The sequence below is a fragment of the Leptolyngbya sp. CCY15150 genome, assembly GCF_016888135.1.
Taxonomy (GTDB): Bacteria; Cyanobacteriota; Cyanobacteriia; order RECH01; family RECH01; genus RECH01.
This window is the reverse complement of record NZ_JACSWB010000164.1, coordinates 83,359-99,430: the sequence shown is the minus strand read 5'-3', so window position 1 is coordinate 99,430 and position 16,072 is coordinate 83,359. Positions and strand designations below refer to the sequence as shown.

12 protein-coding genes are annotated in these 16,072 nt (G+C 55.6%); 8 read left to right on the top strand and 4 right to left on the bottom strand.

The genetic code is table 11. The annotated features are described in order from the left end of the window. Positions 1–289: 289 nt before the first annotated feature. The 3 genes from ilvD to JUJ53_RS09420 all read left to right on the top strand — a co-directional run bounded on the left by ilvD (position 290) and on the right by JUJ53_RS09420 (position 5,143). Complete coding sequence (gene ilvD, locus JUJ53_RS09430; RefSeq protein ID WP_204151746.1) at positions 290–1,975, top strand: dihydroxy-acid dehydratase; 1,686 nt, start codon at positions 290–292, stop codon at positions 1,973–1,975. A gap of 631 nt (positions 1,976–2,606) precedes the next feature. Beyond that, complete coding sequence (locus tag JUJ53_RS09425; RefSeq protein WP_204151745.1) at positions 2,607–3,902, top strand: FecR domain-containing protein; 1,296 nt, start codon at positions 2,607–2,609, stop codon at positions 3,900–3,902. Positions 3,903–4,051: 149 nt separating this feature from the next. Further along, a complete protein-coding gene (locus JUJ53_RS09420; protein WP_204151744.1) occupies positions 4,052–5,143 on the top strand; it encodes an outer membrane beta-barrel protein in 1,092 nt (363 codons plus the stop codon). On the opposite strand, the gene JUJ53_RS09415 is transcribed toward JUJ53_RS09420, so the two are convergent. The 3 genes from JUJ53_RS09415 to JUJ53_RS09405 all read right to left on the bottom strand — a co-directional run bounded on the left by JUJ53_RS09415 (position 5,077) and on the right by JUJ53_RS09405 (position 8,575). Then, a complete protein-coding gene (locus JUJ53_RS09415; protein WP_204151743.1) occupies positions 5,077–6,474 on the bottom strand; it encodes a cytochrome P450 in 1,398 nt (465 codons plus the stop codon). The two genes, JUJ53_RS09420 and JUJ53_RS09415, sit on opposite strands and share 67 nt — an antisense overlap. 233 nt (positions 6,475–6,707) lie before the next feature. After that, the gene (locus tag JUJ53_RS09410) at positions 6,708–7,172 is read right to left on the bottom strand and encodes a hypothetical protein (RefSeq protein WP_204151742.1); all 465 of its coding nucleotides are present in this window, start codon (positions 7,170–7,172) and stop codon (positions 6,708–6,710) included. A 23-nt stretch (positions 7,173–7,195) separates the two neighbouring features. Continuing rightward, entirely contained in the window at positions 7,196–8,575 is a 1,380-nt protein-coding gene (locus JUJ53_RS09405) for an ammonium transporter (protein WP_204151741.1), read from the bottom strand. A 385-nt stretch (positions 8,576–8,960) separates the two neighbouring features. Here JUJ53_RS09405 and glnT point away from each other — a divergent pair, with 385 nt between their 5' ends. The 4 genes from glnT to JUJ53_RS09385 all read left to right on the top strand — a co-directional run bounded on the left by glnT (position 8,961) and on the right by JUJ53_RS09385 (position 14,186). Beyond that, positions 8,961–10,286: a type III glutamate--ammonia ligase gene (gene glnT, locus JUJ53_RS09400; RefSeq protein WP_204151740.1), complete on the top strand. Its 1,326-nt coding sequence runs from the start codon at positions 8,961–8,963 to the stop codon at positions 10,284–10,286. Positions 10,287–10,292: 6 nt separating this feature from the next. Beyond that, entirely contained in the window at positions 10,293–10,793 is a 501-nt protein-coding gene (locus JUJ53_RS09395; RefSeq protein ID WP_204151739.1) for a GNAT family N-acetyltransferase, read from the top strand. A gap of 359 nt (positions 10,794–11,152) precedes the next feature. Further along, the gene (locus JUJ53_RS09390; protein ID WP_204151738.1) at positions 11,153–11,323 is read left to right on the top strand and encodes a hypothetical protein; all 171 of its coding nucleotides are present in this window, start codon (positions 11,153–11,155) and stop codon (positions 11,321–11,323) included. A 382-nt stretch (positions 11,324–11,705) separates the two neighbouring features. Further along, entirely contained in the window at positions 11,706–14,186 is a 2,481-nt protein-coding gene (locus JUJ53_RS09385; protein ID WP_239124917.1) for a peptidoglycan-binding protein, read from the top strand. A 13-nt stretch (positions 14,187–14,199) separates the two neighbouring features. Here JUJ53_RS09385 and hisIE read toward each other — a convergent pair whose 3' ends face one another. Next, on the bottom strand, positions 14,200–14,859 hold the full coding sequence (gene hisIE / locus JUJ53_RS09380; protein WP_239124916.1) for a bifunctional phosphoribosyl-AMP cyclohydrolase/phosphoribosyl-ATP diphosphatase HisIE: 660 nt from the start codon (positions 14,857–14,859) through the stop codon (positions 14,200–14,202). A 568-nt stretch (positions 14,860–15,427) separates the two neighbouring features. Here hisIE and JUJ53_RS09375 point away from each other — a divergent pair. Next, positions 15,428–15,970 (top strand): response regulator, encoded by a 543-nt coding sequence (locus JUJ53_RS09375; RefSeq protein ID WP_204151737.1) that lies wholly within the window; start codon positions 15,428–15,430, stop codon positions 15,968–15,970. Positions 15,971–16,072 lie beyond the last annotated feature (102 nt).

The window sequence follows — 16,072 nt, the reverse complement described above, 5'->3', positions numbered from 1 at the left end:
AGGACTTCCCTAGACAACATCGGCCCTTGCGCAACCGCGCAAGACCCTTCATTATTTATTGTGCCCGAAACTCTGGCAAGTGAGAGACCGAGTCGCTTTACACTAAAGGAAGAAATCCAGGGGCGATCGCGGCCGATCATCCCAGTATTCGCCACAGTCAGCCACAGTTTATTTGCGATCGCCGAAGCTGCCCATGGTTGGCACCTTGCTGGTTGGAGAGCCGCATCTCGCTCTTCCCGCCACCCCTGGGAGAACGTCGGCACACATTCATTTTTGAAGGAAAAACGCCATGCCAGAAAATCGTAGAAGCCAAGTTGTGACCCAGGGCGTGCAGCGCACCCCAAACCGCGCCATGCTGCGAGCGGTTGGCTTCCAAGATTCAGATTTCATCAAGCCGATCATCGGCATCGCCAATGGCTATAGCACCATCACCCCCTGCAACATGGGTATCAATGACCTAGCGCTGCGGGCCGAAGCAGGGGCGCGGGCAGCCGGCGGGATGCCTCAGCTCTTTGGCACCATCACCATCAGTGACGGCATTTCCATGGGCACCGAAGGGATGAAATATTCCCTAGTATCGCGGGATGTGATTGCCGATTCTATCGAAACCGTGTGCAACGGACAAAGTTTAGATGGAGTCTTGGCCATTGGTGGCTGTGATAAAAACATGCCCGGTGCCATGATTGCCATGGCGCGCCTGAACATTCCCGCCATCTTCGTCTACGGCGGTACCATCAAACCCGGTCATCTAGACGGCAAAGACCTAACGGTGGTCAGCGCCTTTGAAGCCGTGGGTGAATATAGCGCTGGCAAAATTGGCGACGAGCAACTGATGGCGGTGGAGAAACATGCCTGCCCCGGTGCTGGCTCCTGCGGCGGCATGTATACCGCCAACACCATGTCCTCAGCCTTTGAAGCCATGGGCATGAGCCTGATGTATTCTTCCACCATGGCGGCGGAAGATGCGGAGAAGGCGGAGAGCGCCGAAAAATCGGCCCATGCCTTGGTCAACGCCATTCGGCAGCAGATCTTACCCAGCCAAGTCCTCACCCGCCAAGCCTTTGAAAACGCCATTTCCGTAATTATGGCCGTGGGTGGTTCCACCAACTCTGTGCTACACCTATTGGCGATCGCTTCCACCATGGGCGTGCCTCTCACCCTCGATGACTTTGAAACCATCCGGGCGCGGGTACCCGTCCTCTGTGATCTAAAACCCTCTGGGCGCTACGTCGCCACCGATCTACACCGGGCCGGCGGCATTCCCCAAGTCATGAAAATGCTGTTGGTGAAAGGGCTCCTGCATGGCGATGCCCTGACGATCACCGGACAGACCATAGCCGAGCTGCTCCAAGACATACCCGACGAACCCGCCGCCGATCAAGACGTGATCCGTCCTTGGGACAAGCCCATGTATACCGCTGGGCACCTAGGCATCCTCAAGGGCAACTTGGCAACCGAGGGAGCTGTCGCCAAACTCACCGGCATTAAAAAACGCAAAATCACCGGGCCCGCCCGCGTCTTTGAATCTGAAGAAGACTGTCTAGCCGCCATCCTTGCTGGCAAGATCCAGGCGGGGAATGTGATCGTCGTCCGTTACGAAGGGCCGCGGGGTGGTCCGGGGATGCGGGAAATGTTGGCCCCAACCTCCGCCATCATCGGCGCGGGCTTGGGAGACTCCGTGGGCCTAATTACCGACGGACGCTTCTCCGGCGGTACCTACGGCATGGTGGTGGGGCACGTGGCTCCGGAAGCCTATGTAGGAGGCACCATTGCTCTGGTTCAAGAAGGTGACACGATTACTATTGATGCTGATGCGCGTCTGCTACAGGTGCATGTTTCTGACGAGGAACTGGCCCAGCGTCGAGCCCAGTGGCAGCCTCCTGCACCACGCTACACCCGTGGCGTGTTGGCCAAATATGCCAAGCTGGTGTCGTCCAGCAGCCTAGGTGCCGTCACCGATTTGAACCTGTTCTAAACAGACTCAAGGTAGTAGCCATAGCCATAGACTGATCCTTCGGCGGTTAGAGTTATTCTCTGACCGCCGAAGGTTTGTTTGTTTTGGCATGGGCTTGATGATGAGTAGAAAAACTGGATGGGGCGATACATGGGCACAGTATCATGCGTCAACACCTTACGAAGCGGTGCGTTACGGCTACGCCTAACAGCACCTTAATCCGGGAATGTGACGGTTTGGACTGGGGCGGTGCGTTACGGCTGCGCCTAACAGCGCCCTACAACTAGAGAAGCAAAATTTCAGAATGGATAGCTCATAGTCTGGAATGTCTAGAATCGAGTAGGAAGACTTGTATGAAGGGGTATGGGGCGATCGCCCCTAGTGTTTGGGAGTACAACCCCATGGAACAACTAGGGCTAATCTTGCATCATAAAAGCTAGTGGTCTCAACGGCCATACATAGATATTTACTGATGTAGATGTTGATCGATGCCATCATCAACGGAATCGTTCTCGGTGTGTTGTCCCTCCAATCACTAGATCCTTAACAACTTCAAGTCGGTGCCGAAGATGTCTACCTATGCAGTGATGTTCCGCTTGAATCATTGGTGCGATCGCGATTTCACCTATACTCAGTGCCTAGGAGATTAGCTATGCTTCGTCGCCCAATTTCACTCCTCGTCGCAGTAGGTTGCAGCCTACTCGCCATACCCAGTCCTGCGGCTGCTCAAACGGCTCTCACCCGCGCTACGGTTGAGTCGATACAAAACCGAGTGCAGCTTATTTTGCAAGACGGCAACTCTCGGGCGGCTCGGATTTCTGACACGATGGCCCCTGGCGATGGTCTTACCACGGGGCAATCCTCCTTGGCCGAACTGCGCTTCAATGACGGCTCCCTAGGCCGCATGGGTGAACAGGTAATTTTCTGGTTTACCCCCGGCACCCGCAACTTTTCCCTATCCAATGGCACGGTACTCCTGTTGGTTCCCCCCGGACAGGGCAGTACCTATATTCGTACACCCAACGCCGCCGCTGGCATCCAGGGCTCGGCTCTCTTTGTGCGCTACATCGAAGAGAGTGACACCACCCTCATTGGCGCGCTGACCAATAGTGGCATTCGGGCCTACAGCACCGATGGATCCCAGGTGTGGGAGCTGGAGGCGGGGCAGATGGCGGTGGCGGTGGGCGATCGCCTCGATGCGGTCTACACCTTTGACCTCGATCTATTCCATGAAACTAGCGCCCTGATGCAGGGATTTTCGCCGACGGATGAGCCGGTCAGCAACGATGAAGCGATCGCCCTTGTTCAACAGGAAATGCAAGAGGCGTTGGATGCCTACGAGCCCGTGGATGCCGAGGGGGCGATCGATACCCCAACGTTTGTGCTGCTGCCGCCCAGTAATGGCGACGAGATGCCCACAGATTTAGACATGCCCGACTTTGCGCGGCAACCCTTTGTTGTGCCTTCATCGAACCGTAGAACCAGCGATCGCAGCACGCGCACCAACCGCGAGACCTTGCGGGAGTCTGGGGAGGTGAATCAAGACCAGCGCGATCGGCCTGCGGATGATCCCAATGCTAATACTCCCAACCAACCCGCTCGCTCTAACCAAGGCAATCGCCCCAATCGACCCGATCGCTCTGACCCAATGAATCGCGATGACCGAGATGTTCGCGGTGGTAATCCAGATGGAACTCCTGGTTTAGGAGAACGTCCTAGCGATCGTCCCGATCGACCTGACCGTCCCGATCGTCCCGATCGCCCTGACCGTCCCGACCGACCTGACCGTCCCGATCGCCCCGATCGCCCTACCGACCCCGATTCAGGTCTGGGTGAACTTCCAGACCGAGACTTCCCTGGTCAAGGACAAGGCGTAGACGATGGTTTTCCTGGTCAGGGAGGTGGTGTGGACGATGGCTTTCCTGGTGGAAGAGGCGGTCGAAACTAAATCAGCTAAGATTGAGCGGGATCGCAATTCCTCCTGGTTTTTGACAATCTAGGATGACGGTTTTGCGATCCTCCATCTTGTGTGAGGACTGAGCCCTGTCGGTGGATACGGGGCGGACGCATATCCCCCTAGGGCAAGGAGTAGAGGCTTTGAATAGTGCAGCAACCCGTCAGTCTCCCCTGCATGACGGCCGTCATCATCCTGTTGTCCACCGATTCCGATGCCTGAGCCTTGTACTCGGGCTATGGCTAACTCTGGGTGCCACCGCTCACGGTACAGAAGCGGTTCACCCTCCAGAACAACCTGCCGCAGAGGCCGATCAGATCGCTGACGTGCCATCCCTCGCCGATCCAGAACTGGGCATCCTGCGTCTTCAAGAAGTGGAGCCGATCGCCGAGCCCATAGAGGCTCCGGTGACCGAAAGCATGGATGAACCCGAACATGACAACGAGGCGATCGCCCCTTCCCCCACCGTTGAGGATCCAGAACTAGGCACCTTGCGGTTACGCGACACCACCCCGCCTCGCTCCACGCGTCCCAGCCTGTTCTTGGTCATGGACGTGCATTACTTTCGCAGCGACAACATTTTGCTGGAGGATCGCGATCCCAGCGATGACGGGATCCTGCGCCCTAGCCTAGGGCTTTATGCCCAACAGCCGCTGAGTGCCAATACAAGTCTGATTGCGGCCGTGGAAGGTGGCATCTCCCGCTACGGCACCTTGACCGACCTCAACTACCACGATCTGCGGCTTCAGGCTGGGGTGCGCCATGATCTGTCCAATCAGGTATCGATTACGGCGGACTGGGCCAACCGCCAGCTTTTTGACTCCGACAGCGGCGATCGCTTTTTGAACGATCATTCACCTCGGGTACTGGTGTCTTGGCAGCACGATCTAGCTGATGATCTGGTCGTCAGCAGTACCTATCAAGCCCGTTGGAGCATTGCGGATCCGAGCGATCGCAGTCGGGTGATTCAGTCCCTAGGCGCACGTCTCAGTCATGCCTTACAGCCCGATCTGGCGGTAGGTCTAGACTACCGGTTTACCTATGTGGACTTTACCCAGCGCGATCGCCTAGATGCCTACCACCAACTGGTGGCAGAGTTGACCTACGATCTCAACCGCCGCACCCGCGTCCTGCTCTACGGCGGCTATAGCCTAGGCAACTCTACCGATCATTCTGTCAACTTTGATGGCACGGTGTTCGGCATCGGCGTCGATATGTACGTGCCCTTGTTTTGAGAGGTCATAAGCCGGGCACGAATCCCCGTTTTGGGAGCAATGGTCACCCCTCGCCGCACGGGGCGGACAGGCTGGGGTTCAGCGATCGCCAAGTCACAGTGGCTGAGGATGGTAGCCAACACCTGCTTCATCTCAAACAGGGCAAAGGCAGAGCCAATGCAGCGCCGATTGCCGCCGCCAAAGGGCAAAAATTCAAAGGCCGAAAACTGGCGATCGAGAAAGCGCTCGGGGCGGAAGGTTTCTGGGTCGGGATAGAGCTCAGGACGCCGGTGGGCTAGATAAATGCAGGGGGTGAGCAGGGTGTTCGCTGGAAATGTCCTGCCCATAATTGAAGTGGGCTGCTGGGAAAAGCGGGGCCCGGCAATGAAGGCGACGGGATAAATGCGCAGGGTTTCCATACAAACGGCATTCAGCAAGGGTAGCCGCATCAGGGAAAGGCGATCGCCCTCGCTGGGTTGGGCCAACTCATCACGCAGTTGCTGCACCAAGGCAGGATTTTGATAGATCCAGTACAAAGCCCAGCTCAGGGCCGTTGCCGTGGTTTCATGCCCCGCCAGCAAGAGGGTCATCAGTTCATCCCGCAGTTCCACATCGGTCATGCCCTGGCCCTGCTCATCCACCGCCGCCATCATCAGGCTCAACACATCGCTACGATTGGGATCCAGGTGCGATCGCCCATCGCGGATTTCGGCATAGATCAACTCATCCACCTGCTGCTTCAGGTAGAGAAATTTTCCCCCCGGACTCCACCGCCCAAGGTCACGCTGCAGGATGGGAAAGAAGGCGGAGGCAAAGCCTAGAGGTGACGTCGTCAGATGTAGTAAATCCGCTGTGCGCTGCTGGAGCGCCTGGGCGCGATCGCTGTCCTGAACGCCAAAAATAGCCTCGATGATCACCTGCAGGGAAATACGCTGCATGGCAGGACGAAGGGTGAAAACCTGATCCGCTGTCCAGGTTTGGATCTCCTGCTCGGTGACCTGCTGAATCAACGCTCCATAGGCGCGCATTCGTTCCCCGTGGAAGGATGGCATCAATAACTGTCGCTGCCGCTGGTGGCGATCGCCGTCGAGTAACAGCAAGGAATGATCGCCCAGGGTAGGACGCAGGATGCTATTGGACGAGCCCACCTGCACCTCTTCATAGCCCAGAGCAAAAACCTGCTCGATGGCCTCCGGGTGGCTGAAAAAGACGAAAGGGGCGTAGCGTCCGAAATCGAGCATGAAGCAATCGCCATACTGCTGGGCACCGGCTTGCAAGATGGAGAGGGGATCAGCAATCCACCGTAGCAAGAGCAACAGTGGCGGGGTTTTGGGGCCGTTGGGGAGAGACATAGGTACACCACCAGAAAGCTCTAGTCTTTTGCCCAGTGTAATCTCTAGATCAGCGATCGCTCTCGGATTCATCCATCAGTTGCCCAACTGTTATCCAAAAGGCGATCGCTGCCAATAGATGCGCAGGAATGATTCCCGCGTCAGCCTAAATTTCCATAAAAAAAGGGGCACGATGGCCCCACCCTTCAACACATTGCAACCGCAACAGCGGAAGATTGAACAGACATTCGGTCTTAGAACCGAGAATAGCGATCGCGCCCAGGTTTACGGCGGCGCTTCGATCGCGTCTGAAATGCTTTTGGTAGACTAGCGGTCATGCCCATCAGCCCCAACAACATCGGCGACCCTGATCGTTGACGGGCGATCGCCTCCGGCGTAGAGCGCCGCTGGAAGGCCTCTTGGGGTTGGCGGTTGGCATAGGCATCGTAGGCCGCTGAGGCCAGAGAGACGGCTCCAGCTAGGAACAGTACTCCTAAGGCTGTAGGGCTCTTGGCTGGCTCGTCGTTGATCTTGGTGTGGAACGACGCATAGAGAAAATAGATGAACATCAGCGCCGAGACAATCAGCAAGATGGCAGTAATTCCAGGGCGATCGGCAAAGGTATAGATCGCGCCGCCGGTGGGGCCATCGATGGCTCCTTCAAACTCGGCCCAGGTTTGGAACGGGCTGGCTACAGCCAAGCCTTCAATCATCAACATAACAGTCTCCTCTGATCCAAGAACTAGTGACTGATAGGGGCTTCGGTACGTTCAGCAGCTTCGGGCACAATCGTATATTCTGGGTAGCCAGTAACGCCGAAGTCACCGATATCCAACCCTTCAATTTCTTCCTCAGGCGGTACGCGCAGCAGGTTCATTTTCTTAAGCACCCAGCTCACCCCATACCCAGGAATCAGCCCTAGTACGATGGTGCAAAGGAACGTCCCCAGCAACTGCCCACCAAAGTTAATGGGAGGGTAGCCCAGCACTTGGTAGCCGCTGGCCATGATGCCCACGGTCATCGCGCCCAACATGCCGCAATAGCCATGTACCGCAAAGGCACCCACGGCATCATCAATGCCAATTTTCTCAATCCACTTGCCAACCCAAGGCATGGTGACTGCGCCGATGAAGGCAATCAGAATCACCAACGGTGGAGAGTACAAATCTAACCCAGCGCCCACGGAGATGATGCCCGCTAATCCACCGGAAATGGTGAAGAATGGATCGCCCTTGGAGCCCAGGTAAGCACCCACAATCCCCGCACAGAGCGCTAGGGTCGTATTCACGCCGATGGAGGCGAGGGTCATGGGAGACCCGTAAATCGTACTTTCCACCGTTGCGCCAGGGCCAAAAATCACGCAGCCTGCTAGGAAGGCGTAGAAGCCGACAAAAATCAGCATCAGGCCCACCATGGTCAGGGGCAGATTGTGGGGGCGAATATCGCGGGGTGTGCCGTTGGCGTCGTATTTACCAATCCGAGGGCCAAGGTTAATCAACACACCTAGGGCGAAGAATCCTGACACGCCATGGACAACGGCTGAACAACCGAAGTCGTGGTAGCCCATGGTGTTGAACCAGCCCCAGTAGTTCCAGCCCCATGATCCTGCCACCACCCAGGTAAATCCACCGAGAACGACGGCCAAGATTAGGTAGGCACCGAGGCGAATTCGCTCAATCACGGCTCCAGACATAATCGAGGCAGTGGTCATGGCAAACAAGCTAAAGGCAAACCAAAAGACCCCAGTTAGATTATCCGAAAGGTTGGGTGCCATCGCCGTTGACCATGGATAGGTGCTGGCAACAAAGTCCAACAGGCCATCGCCATCTAAGGTGCCAAGGTTGGCGGGGAGTTCGCTGGTCCAAGGGCCAAGAATTGGTCCAAAGCGCGGAAAGATGGAGAACCCTGCATAGACCCACCAGCCAAAGAAGTAGAAGGATAGACCGACGACGGATAGGGTCAGCAGGTTCTTGACCATGGTGGCCAACACGTTTTTAGTCCGGGCTGCACCGCCTTCGTAGGCAAGGAAGCCTGCGTGAATGGCGAGCATGAACACAGAGGCCCAGTAATAGTAAGTCTCTGTGACAAAGGTTCCGAGAAATTCTGTTGCTTCAGGCGACATGAGTAACTCTCAGGTGGATAACACTCAATGGAATTCGTGAGTAAAAGGGCGATCGCTCTTTTTTATACCTGTCTTAGGATGGATTTATCCTAGACAGGTAAGCATGAAAAGCTCTGGACACTTGTGCTTGGGAGCTGCCAAGTACCGAAGAACTGAGTCGGACGGAACGATAAGAAAATTGTTATGTCAAGTGTGCGATCGCTCTCCAAACAAGTTTGTAACGATGGCTACGGACTGTGATTTGGTCTGCCTAGATTGGTCATGAAGGGTGCATGAGCGAGGAAAAAAGCGATCGCCCGCCACGGAAACCATGAAACGTATCTAACTATACAAATACTGGATCAAAAAGGTTGATTTACTGAGAAGCGACATTCGGAGAGCCGCTATGGTTGGAACGTTGCCGTCGGAGAAAAGCCTGGTTGAGCAGGCCAAGGATTTAGGACTAGAATTCTTCCTGGTTTCCTACACAGACCTGCTGGGCGGAACCCGCGCCAAGCTGGTGCCCGCTCGACAAATTGCTGACGTCGAGAAAAATGGGGCCTGTTTTGCGCCCTTTGCCTCCAACCTGGGTCTAGGGCCCGAAGTACCTGATATTGCCGCCATTCCCGATCCCAACTCGCTGATTGTGCTGCCCTGGGAACCCACCGTGGGCTGGGTCGCTAGCGATGTGTATATGAATGGCAAACCCTTTGAAGCCGCACCTCGGGTAATTTTTAAGCGGGTGCTGGAACAATGTCAAAACCTCGGCTATACCTACAAAACGGGTGTGGAAGCCGAGTTTCTGCTGCTGAAGAAAACCGAGCAGGGCTACAAAATTGCCGATGACCTAGATACCGCAACCCGCCCCTGCTACGACCAAATGAACCTGATGCGGCAGTTTGGCTTCATTTCCACCCTGGTAACCTACATGGAGCAACTGGGCTGGGAGCCCTACCAGTGCGACCACGAAGATGCCAATGGGCAGTTTGAAATCAACTGGACTTACGACGATGCCCTGACCACCGCCGATCGCCACGTGTTTTACAAATACATGGTGAAGAGCTTGGCAGAACAGCAGGGGCTGACCGCCACCTTCATGCCCAAGCCCTTCAGCCACCTCACCGGCAATGGGGCCCATATCCACATGAGCCTCTGGCAAGGAGACACCAATGTCTTCGCCGACCTGAACGATGAACTAGGGCTCTCCACCCTGGGCTACGAATTCCTGGCTGGGGTGCTCGGCCATGCCCGAAGTATGACGGCGCTCTGTAATCCCACCATTAACTCCTACCGCCGCCTCGGAGCCACCACCACCGAATCCGGCAGCACCTGGAGCCCTCGCTACCTGTCCTATGGCGGCAACAACCGCACCCACATGATCCGCATCCCCGATGCCGGACGGTTTGAATGCCGCTTGCTGGATGGAGCCACCACTCTGTACCTAGCCCAGGCCGCCCTGTTGGCTGCTGGATTGGATGGGGTCGCTCAGCACGCTAGTCCAGGCGATCGCTTGGATGAAAACATGTTTGTCCGAGGCTCGGAGTTCTCCAATCTAGACATGTTGCCCACCAGCTTGCTGGAAGCACTCCAGTGTTTTGAGAAAGACCCCCTACTCATGACCATGATGGGAGAACAGGCTGCCAAGACGTTCCTAGGCTTCAAGTATCATGAATGGAATGCTCATAACGCTGAAGTAACGGCGTGGGAGCTAGATCAATACATTAATTGTTAACGCACAATGGTTTCCTATTCCCCAGGTCTTTCGATTCGCCCAGCTCATCCTCCCGATACCCCCGTCTTGTTTGAGTTGGTGCAGGCCTTGGCGGATTACGAAGAATTGTCCCACCACGTAGTGGGCAATGCCGAGAGTTTGCACAATCATCTATTTTGCGATCGCCCCTATGTGGAAGCCTTGGTTGCGGAAGTAGATCAGCGGATTGTCGGCTTCGCGCTATTTTTCTACAACTACTCAACCTTTCTCACCAAGCCAGGCATTTACCTAGAAGATCTGTTTGTGTTGCCCGACTATCGGCGACGGGGGATTGGTCAAGCCTTTTTGCAAACCCTGGCCCAGCTTGCTGTCGATCGCGACCTCGGACGGCTGGAGTGGAGTGTGTTGGATTGGAACGAACCCGCCATCCGCTTTTATAAAACCATGGGAGCCACCGTCTTACCCGATTGGCGCACCTGTCGCGTCACCGGCGATGCCTTGACGACCCTAGCCCAGGCATCTGGTTGACTAACAGCAGTCCTCACCCTAGTCCCTCTCCCAGAAGACTAGGGTGAGGACGTTCGAGCATCAGGCTCCCGCGTTTCGTCAGCCAAGCAGCTCTCACGTTTAGATGTAAAGATTGATGCCTAGATTATCCCGTGGGACATAGACAAATCCTGACAAGCCCGCTCCAGGGAAAACCGGAGGGCATCAAGAGCAGAGCAGGCAAAGTACCACAGCTACTGCATCTGCAGCATAGGTTGCCCTCCAGAAAATCCCTGATTTGCGAATCGTGCATCTACAGAATGCAATAAGTGCATAGACTCGGAGGTTGATCCCTAGCGATCTATGTCAGCCTAGGGATGAACCCCAATGTAATAACTGTCATGGATTTCCAAGCAAATTCCAATGCCCGTCGTGAGCAGCATTCGACATTGACAGTCGTCACGCCGGGAGACTTTGACCGCTGGTCTCAAGCCGTCAGACAGCAAATGCTCGATTGCCTACGCAAGCGTTCTGAACGATCCACCCCCAGAACTCAGAGCGATCGCCCCTAGAGTGGCAGATCAGCCAAAACACGGTACTCTCTGGGGCAGCCGGGTTGAGTTCATCGACCGATATCAACCCGGTAAAACCGCCCAAGGCGGCCCAGCGGACATCCTAGGTTGATGAAGTGGCTGATGAAGTGGCTAATGAAGTCTTAATAGATTAGGTACCCAGGGTAGGGATTGTAAACTGCTTGGCAAAAGGGTGGCTGTTTTAGGGAAGTCTTTATATAGTTGTGATGTTAGCGATCGCACTGAAGGCCCCTATAGGGTGCGCCTTGGTTATGCTCAGGACTCACCTACACTAGGAAGAGTTAAGAGTACTAGATGCGGCTCAGCCACGCTAGGGCGATCGCCTGTTGTCTAGCCACCATTACGCCACGACAGGGGCATTATGGAATCACTTGCCTTTATCCACCACTCGGTTGCCTATTCTGATCCCTCCCCCCAACCACCCATGCGTGAGTTTGGATTGGCTGACTGGCGCATTCCCAGTTCGGCCTGGATGGGATTAGTTGGAGCGATCGCCCTCTTCACCCTGCTCAGTGCAGCCACACCCGCCGAAGCCATGATCTACCGCAAGGGTAGTACCGGGGGAGCTGTAGCCGATATTCAGCGATCGCTAGGGGTGACGGCTGATGGCATCTACGGCGCTAGAACCGAAGCGGCCGTTCTGCGCTACCAAGCGGCCATGGGGCTTCTGGCAGATGGTAAAGCTGGCCCAGAGACCCTGAGTTCCCTAGGTCTTGGGGATTTGACAGACACCGTAGGAGTCGCTCCAGCTAGTTCAGGTGGAGGCATCGCCACTGGGCAAGCGCTGATCGTCACCCGTAGTGGCGTGGGCGTTAATCTCCGGGGCACGCCCAACGGAGCCATTTCAGGTGGATTGCCGGAGGGCGCGTCTGTGTCGTTGACAGGACGCGAAGTCTCAGCAGGCGGCTATAGCTGGGCAGAGCTCAGTGATGGTCAATGGGTGGCCACAGACTTTTTGCAATATTCAGCCTCCTCTACCTCCGGGCAAGCTACCTTGGTCTCCAGCCAGTCGGGTGTGGTAGACAGTTCAGCAAGAACTGCGGTGATCACGACCCAGGCAGGCGGTGGTGTAAACTTACGCCGCACGCCCAATGGCGAGGTCGTTGGCAGCTTGGCGGATGGTGCCGTCGTGTTCTTGACGGGCGCGCAAGTGCCTGCCGGCTCCTATTTCTGGGCTGAGACCACAGACGGAGCCTGGGTAGCAACAGACTTTTTGGCAGAATCAGCGGGCACCAGAACCGTTGCAACGGCTCCGCCGGCTCCGGCTCCGGCTCCAGCCCCTGCACCACCACCAGCCCCTGCTCCAGCCCCTGCTCCTGCTCCTACTCCGGCTGCATCCTTTACGCCTGCATCCCCAGCTCCCGCGCCCGAGGTTCAAGAAGAGTCAGACGTCTTTACCGAGCAGCCGGAGACGGCAGAGCCCGAAGATACTGCTGCGGATACAGATCCGCCTACCGACTCTGACCCCGTCGAGGATGCTCTAGCCTTCCCCGATAATGGAGAATCCGAGACTCAAGAAGAGACGGTTGCAGAAGTGCCTGCCGAAACGGAGGAAGAAACGGCAGCAGAAGCCGAGGTTGAAACTCCAGATACTCCGGTAGCCGAAGAAGAACCGGATGAGGAAACTCCAGCAGCGGAAGCGCCGGTCGAAACCGATGACGAGACGACAGCGGAAGCTGAGGTTGAAGCTCCAGACACTCCAGTAGCAGAAGAGCCGGATGAGGAAACTCCCACAGCAGAACAGCCGGTCGAACCGGAGGAAGAGACGGCTGTTGATCCTGACGTTGAGATCGTCGGGGGGGCAGTGGGTGATGGACTTGTGATTCCCACCCAGCCTGAACCAGATGACGTTGAGCCGGATGAGGCGGTGACAGAGGAACCCGAAGAGGAACCTGACACCGTGGCCGAGGGCGAAGAGCCAGCGGACGATCTTGATGTGACAACAGAGCCACCCAGCTCCGAGCCTGAGTTTCAAGGGCCAAGCGGCACTTTCTCCGTGAAGGCTCCAACGGATCTACGCAGCAGTCCGGGAGGAGCGCCGGTGACCACCCTGATGCCCGGAGAGAGTATTCAACTCACCCAACGGCGATCGCTCGCCAATGGCACCGTGTGGGCAGAAGCTACCGATGGCACCTGGGTGGATGCGATGGCTGTTGACTTGGACGGCAGTCAGTCAGCAGCAGAACCGTCGGATGAACCTGATCCTGAACCCATTGCAGAAACGGAAGAGCCCTCGGATGAAGTAGCAGTTGATCCGGAAGCCGTCGATCCAGAAGCGGCAGACGGGCCCACAGATGCCATCATTGGTTCTTCAGAATCTGACTTCCAAGGGCCCAGCGGCACCTTTACCACCGAGGCTTCGGTCGATCGCTACGATCAACCCGGTGGAACCATGGTGGGCATCATTGATTCAGAATCATCGTTTGATGTGACCTCTCGCCGAACCTTGGTGGGTGGTGTCGTTTGGGCACAACTTGAAGACGGCAGTTGGGTGAATGCGCGGCAAATTGATGCGGCGATCGCTGGCGAAGGCGATAGTCCAGTTACCAGCCAAGCCCCCGAGCCCGAGCCTGAGCCCGAGCCAACGGTTGCTGAAGCAGAAGATGACGGTGCCCAAGAACTGGTCTTGCAAGATTCCTACGTCTTTCGAGGGCCGAGCGGTTCATTTTCCGCCTCTGCCACCATCGAGCGCCGGGACGATCCGTACGGATTGGTGATTGGCAGCGTTGGTTCTGGAGAGGAGGTTGAACTAACGGGCAACCGTACCTTTGCCCTCAACCGCACTTGGGCAGAGTTAAGCGACGGTACCTGGGTTGATATTCGCAATCTCCAGGCACAGTAAAGATCAGCAGAGATTAGCGCCGTCGCTCTTGCAGCTTACGGTACACATCTCGCAAGCTAACGTTGTGATGGGCGATCGCCACCATGGTGTGGTAGAACAAATCCGCCACTTCCCCAGCGATCGCCTCCGGATCGTCGTCTTTGCAGGCCATGACCACCTCTGCAGACTCCTCGCCAATTTTCTTGAGGATTTGGTTATCACCGCCCTCTAGCAAGCGACTGGTGTAGGAACTGGGAGTGGGATGGTCGCGGCGATCGCAGATCACCGCAAACACCTGAGAGAGCATGTCGGCGGGCGGTGGCGTAATGCCGCCGCTGACTTGGTGAAAGCAACTGCGCTCCCCTGTGTGACAGGCGATATCTCCCAACTGCTCCACAGTAATCAACAGCGCATCACTATCGCAGTCATAGCGCAAAGACTGCACCTTTTGCAGATGCCCCGACGTCGCGCCCTTATGCCAAAGTTCAGAGCGCGATCGGCTCCAAAACCAGGTTTCTCCCGTCTCCAGAGTTTTGGTCAACGACTCAGCATTCATCCAAGCCATCATCAACACCGTGCCATCCAGGACATCTTGAACAATGGCGGGCACCAACCCCTGATCGTTGTAGCAAATCTGCTCCACCGGAATCGCCGCTTCCCCTAGGACATTATTCATCGACAACCTATCGCTCATGTCTCCTCCTAAGTCTTCAACTTCAAATCTTCAACTTCAAATCTTCAACAGTATGTCCACCCTGGTCTGAAAGCACCGTCTGTGCCATTCCGAACCAAGAGCGATCGCCCCTAACGGCGGCGACTCCATCCCATGCCTCCTCCCATCCTACGATCAAGGTTGTTGCTTAGACCGGTGAGATCTCCACAACCTCCGTGAAAAGAATGAGGCATTCCCAATTGCAGAGGCTAAACTAGAGTGGAGCAAAAATGGACGAGCAATCCGGCGATCGCCCAAGGTTTACTCTGTTCATCCATATCTTGAGTGCAGAGATGAAGATGTTGCATCGTTATGATGCATCACCCTCCTACGCTCCACATTACTCATACCTACACCATCGGTTCTGCCTACCGTGCAGCCCGTTTTTTATTAAAGCCCTCCAATATTCAAAATTTTTCATTGGTTGCGTTCTGATACCGGTTTTCCCCGGAAGCGAATGAACGGTAGTACGATTAGAGCCTTACAGTGCAAAACATGATATTGCTAGGTTCTACAAGCGTGTTTCCTTTACTCACTAGAGGAGTCTATTGTGGCAAGTCACAAAATTCTAGTCATCGACGATAGCCGAGTTATTCGCAACATGGTCAAGGATATGTTGCCTAAGGGTAATTTCCAGGTGCTAGAAGCGAAAGACGGTTCTGAGGGCATCAACCTCATTCGTCAAGAGCACCCTAACCTGATCATGCTCGATTTCTTGCTACCGCGTGTCAGTGGCTGGGAAGTCTTTGAGCAACTGCATGCCCAGCCGGAGCTGCGGGCTCCCCTGGTACTCATGTCGGGGCGCAAGGAAGAGGTGACAGAGAAACTCCAAGAGCCCTTTGAGTATTTTGAGTTTATCGAAAAACCCTTCGAGCAGCGAGAGCTAGTAGAAGCTATCAAGTCAGCCATGAGCAAATTCCGCAACTGGCCAGCTCCTTCTACCCCATCCATGGGTACGGAGCAGGTGGTGGCTGGTAATGCAGAAGAAATCCAGGCGCTGAACGATAAGATTGCCAAGATGCAGGCCGAAATCGACATGCTCAAGAAGCAAATGGTGCAAATCTTGACCTTCATTCGCCAAAAGTTCAAGTAATCCCTCTCGTTTCACTCTTGGAACAAGAGGTCACACCCTGCTGCCCTGACCAGATGTCGTGAGCGGTCATAAAAGGTCTAGGAAGTTAATTTCTAGTGCTAT

Coding starts and splice junctions, on each gene's coding strand:
- glnT (WP_204151740.1), top strand. CDS start 8,961: ATGGTTGGAACGTTGCCGTCGGAGAAAAGCCTGGTTGAGCAGGCCAAG.
- JUJ53_RS09415 (WP_204151743.1), bottom strand. CDS start 6,474: ATGTCTCTCCCCAACGGCCCCAAAACCCCGCCACTGTTGCTCTTGCTA.
- JUJ53_RS09385 (WP_239124917.1), top strand. CDS start 11,706: ATGGAATCACTTGCCTTTATCCACCACTCGGTTGCCTATTCTGATCCC.
- JUJ53_RS09410 (WP_204151742.1), bottom strand. CDS start 7,172: ATGTTGATGATTGAAGGCTTGGCTGTAGCCAGCCCGTTCCAAACCTGG.
- ilvD (WP_204151746.1), top strand. CDS start 290: ATGCCAGAAAATCGTAGAAGCCAAGTTGTGACCCAGGGCGTGCAGCGC.
- JUJ53_RS09425 (WP_204151745.1), top strand. CDS start 2,607: ATGCTTCGTCGCCCAATTTCACTCCTCGTCGCAGTAGGTTGCAGCCTA.
- JUJ53_RS09395 (WP_204151739.1), top strand. CDS start 10,293: ATGGTTTCCTATTCCCCAGGTCTTTCGATTCGCCCAGCTCATCCTCCC.
- hisIE (WP_239124916.1), bottom strand. CDS start 14,859: ATGAGCGATAGGTTGTCGATGAATAATGTCCTAGGGGAAGCGGCGATT.
- JUJ53_RS09390 (WP_204151738.1), top strand. CDS start 11,153: ATGGATTTCCAAGCAAATTCCAATGCCCGTCGTGAGCAGCATTCGACA.
- JUJ53_RS09405 (WP_204151741.1), bottom strand. CDS start 8,575: ATGTCGCCTGAAGCAACAGAATTTCTCGGAACCTTTGTCACAGAGACT.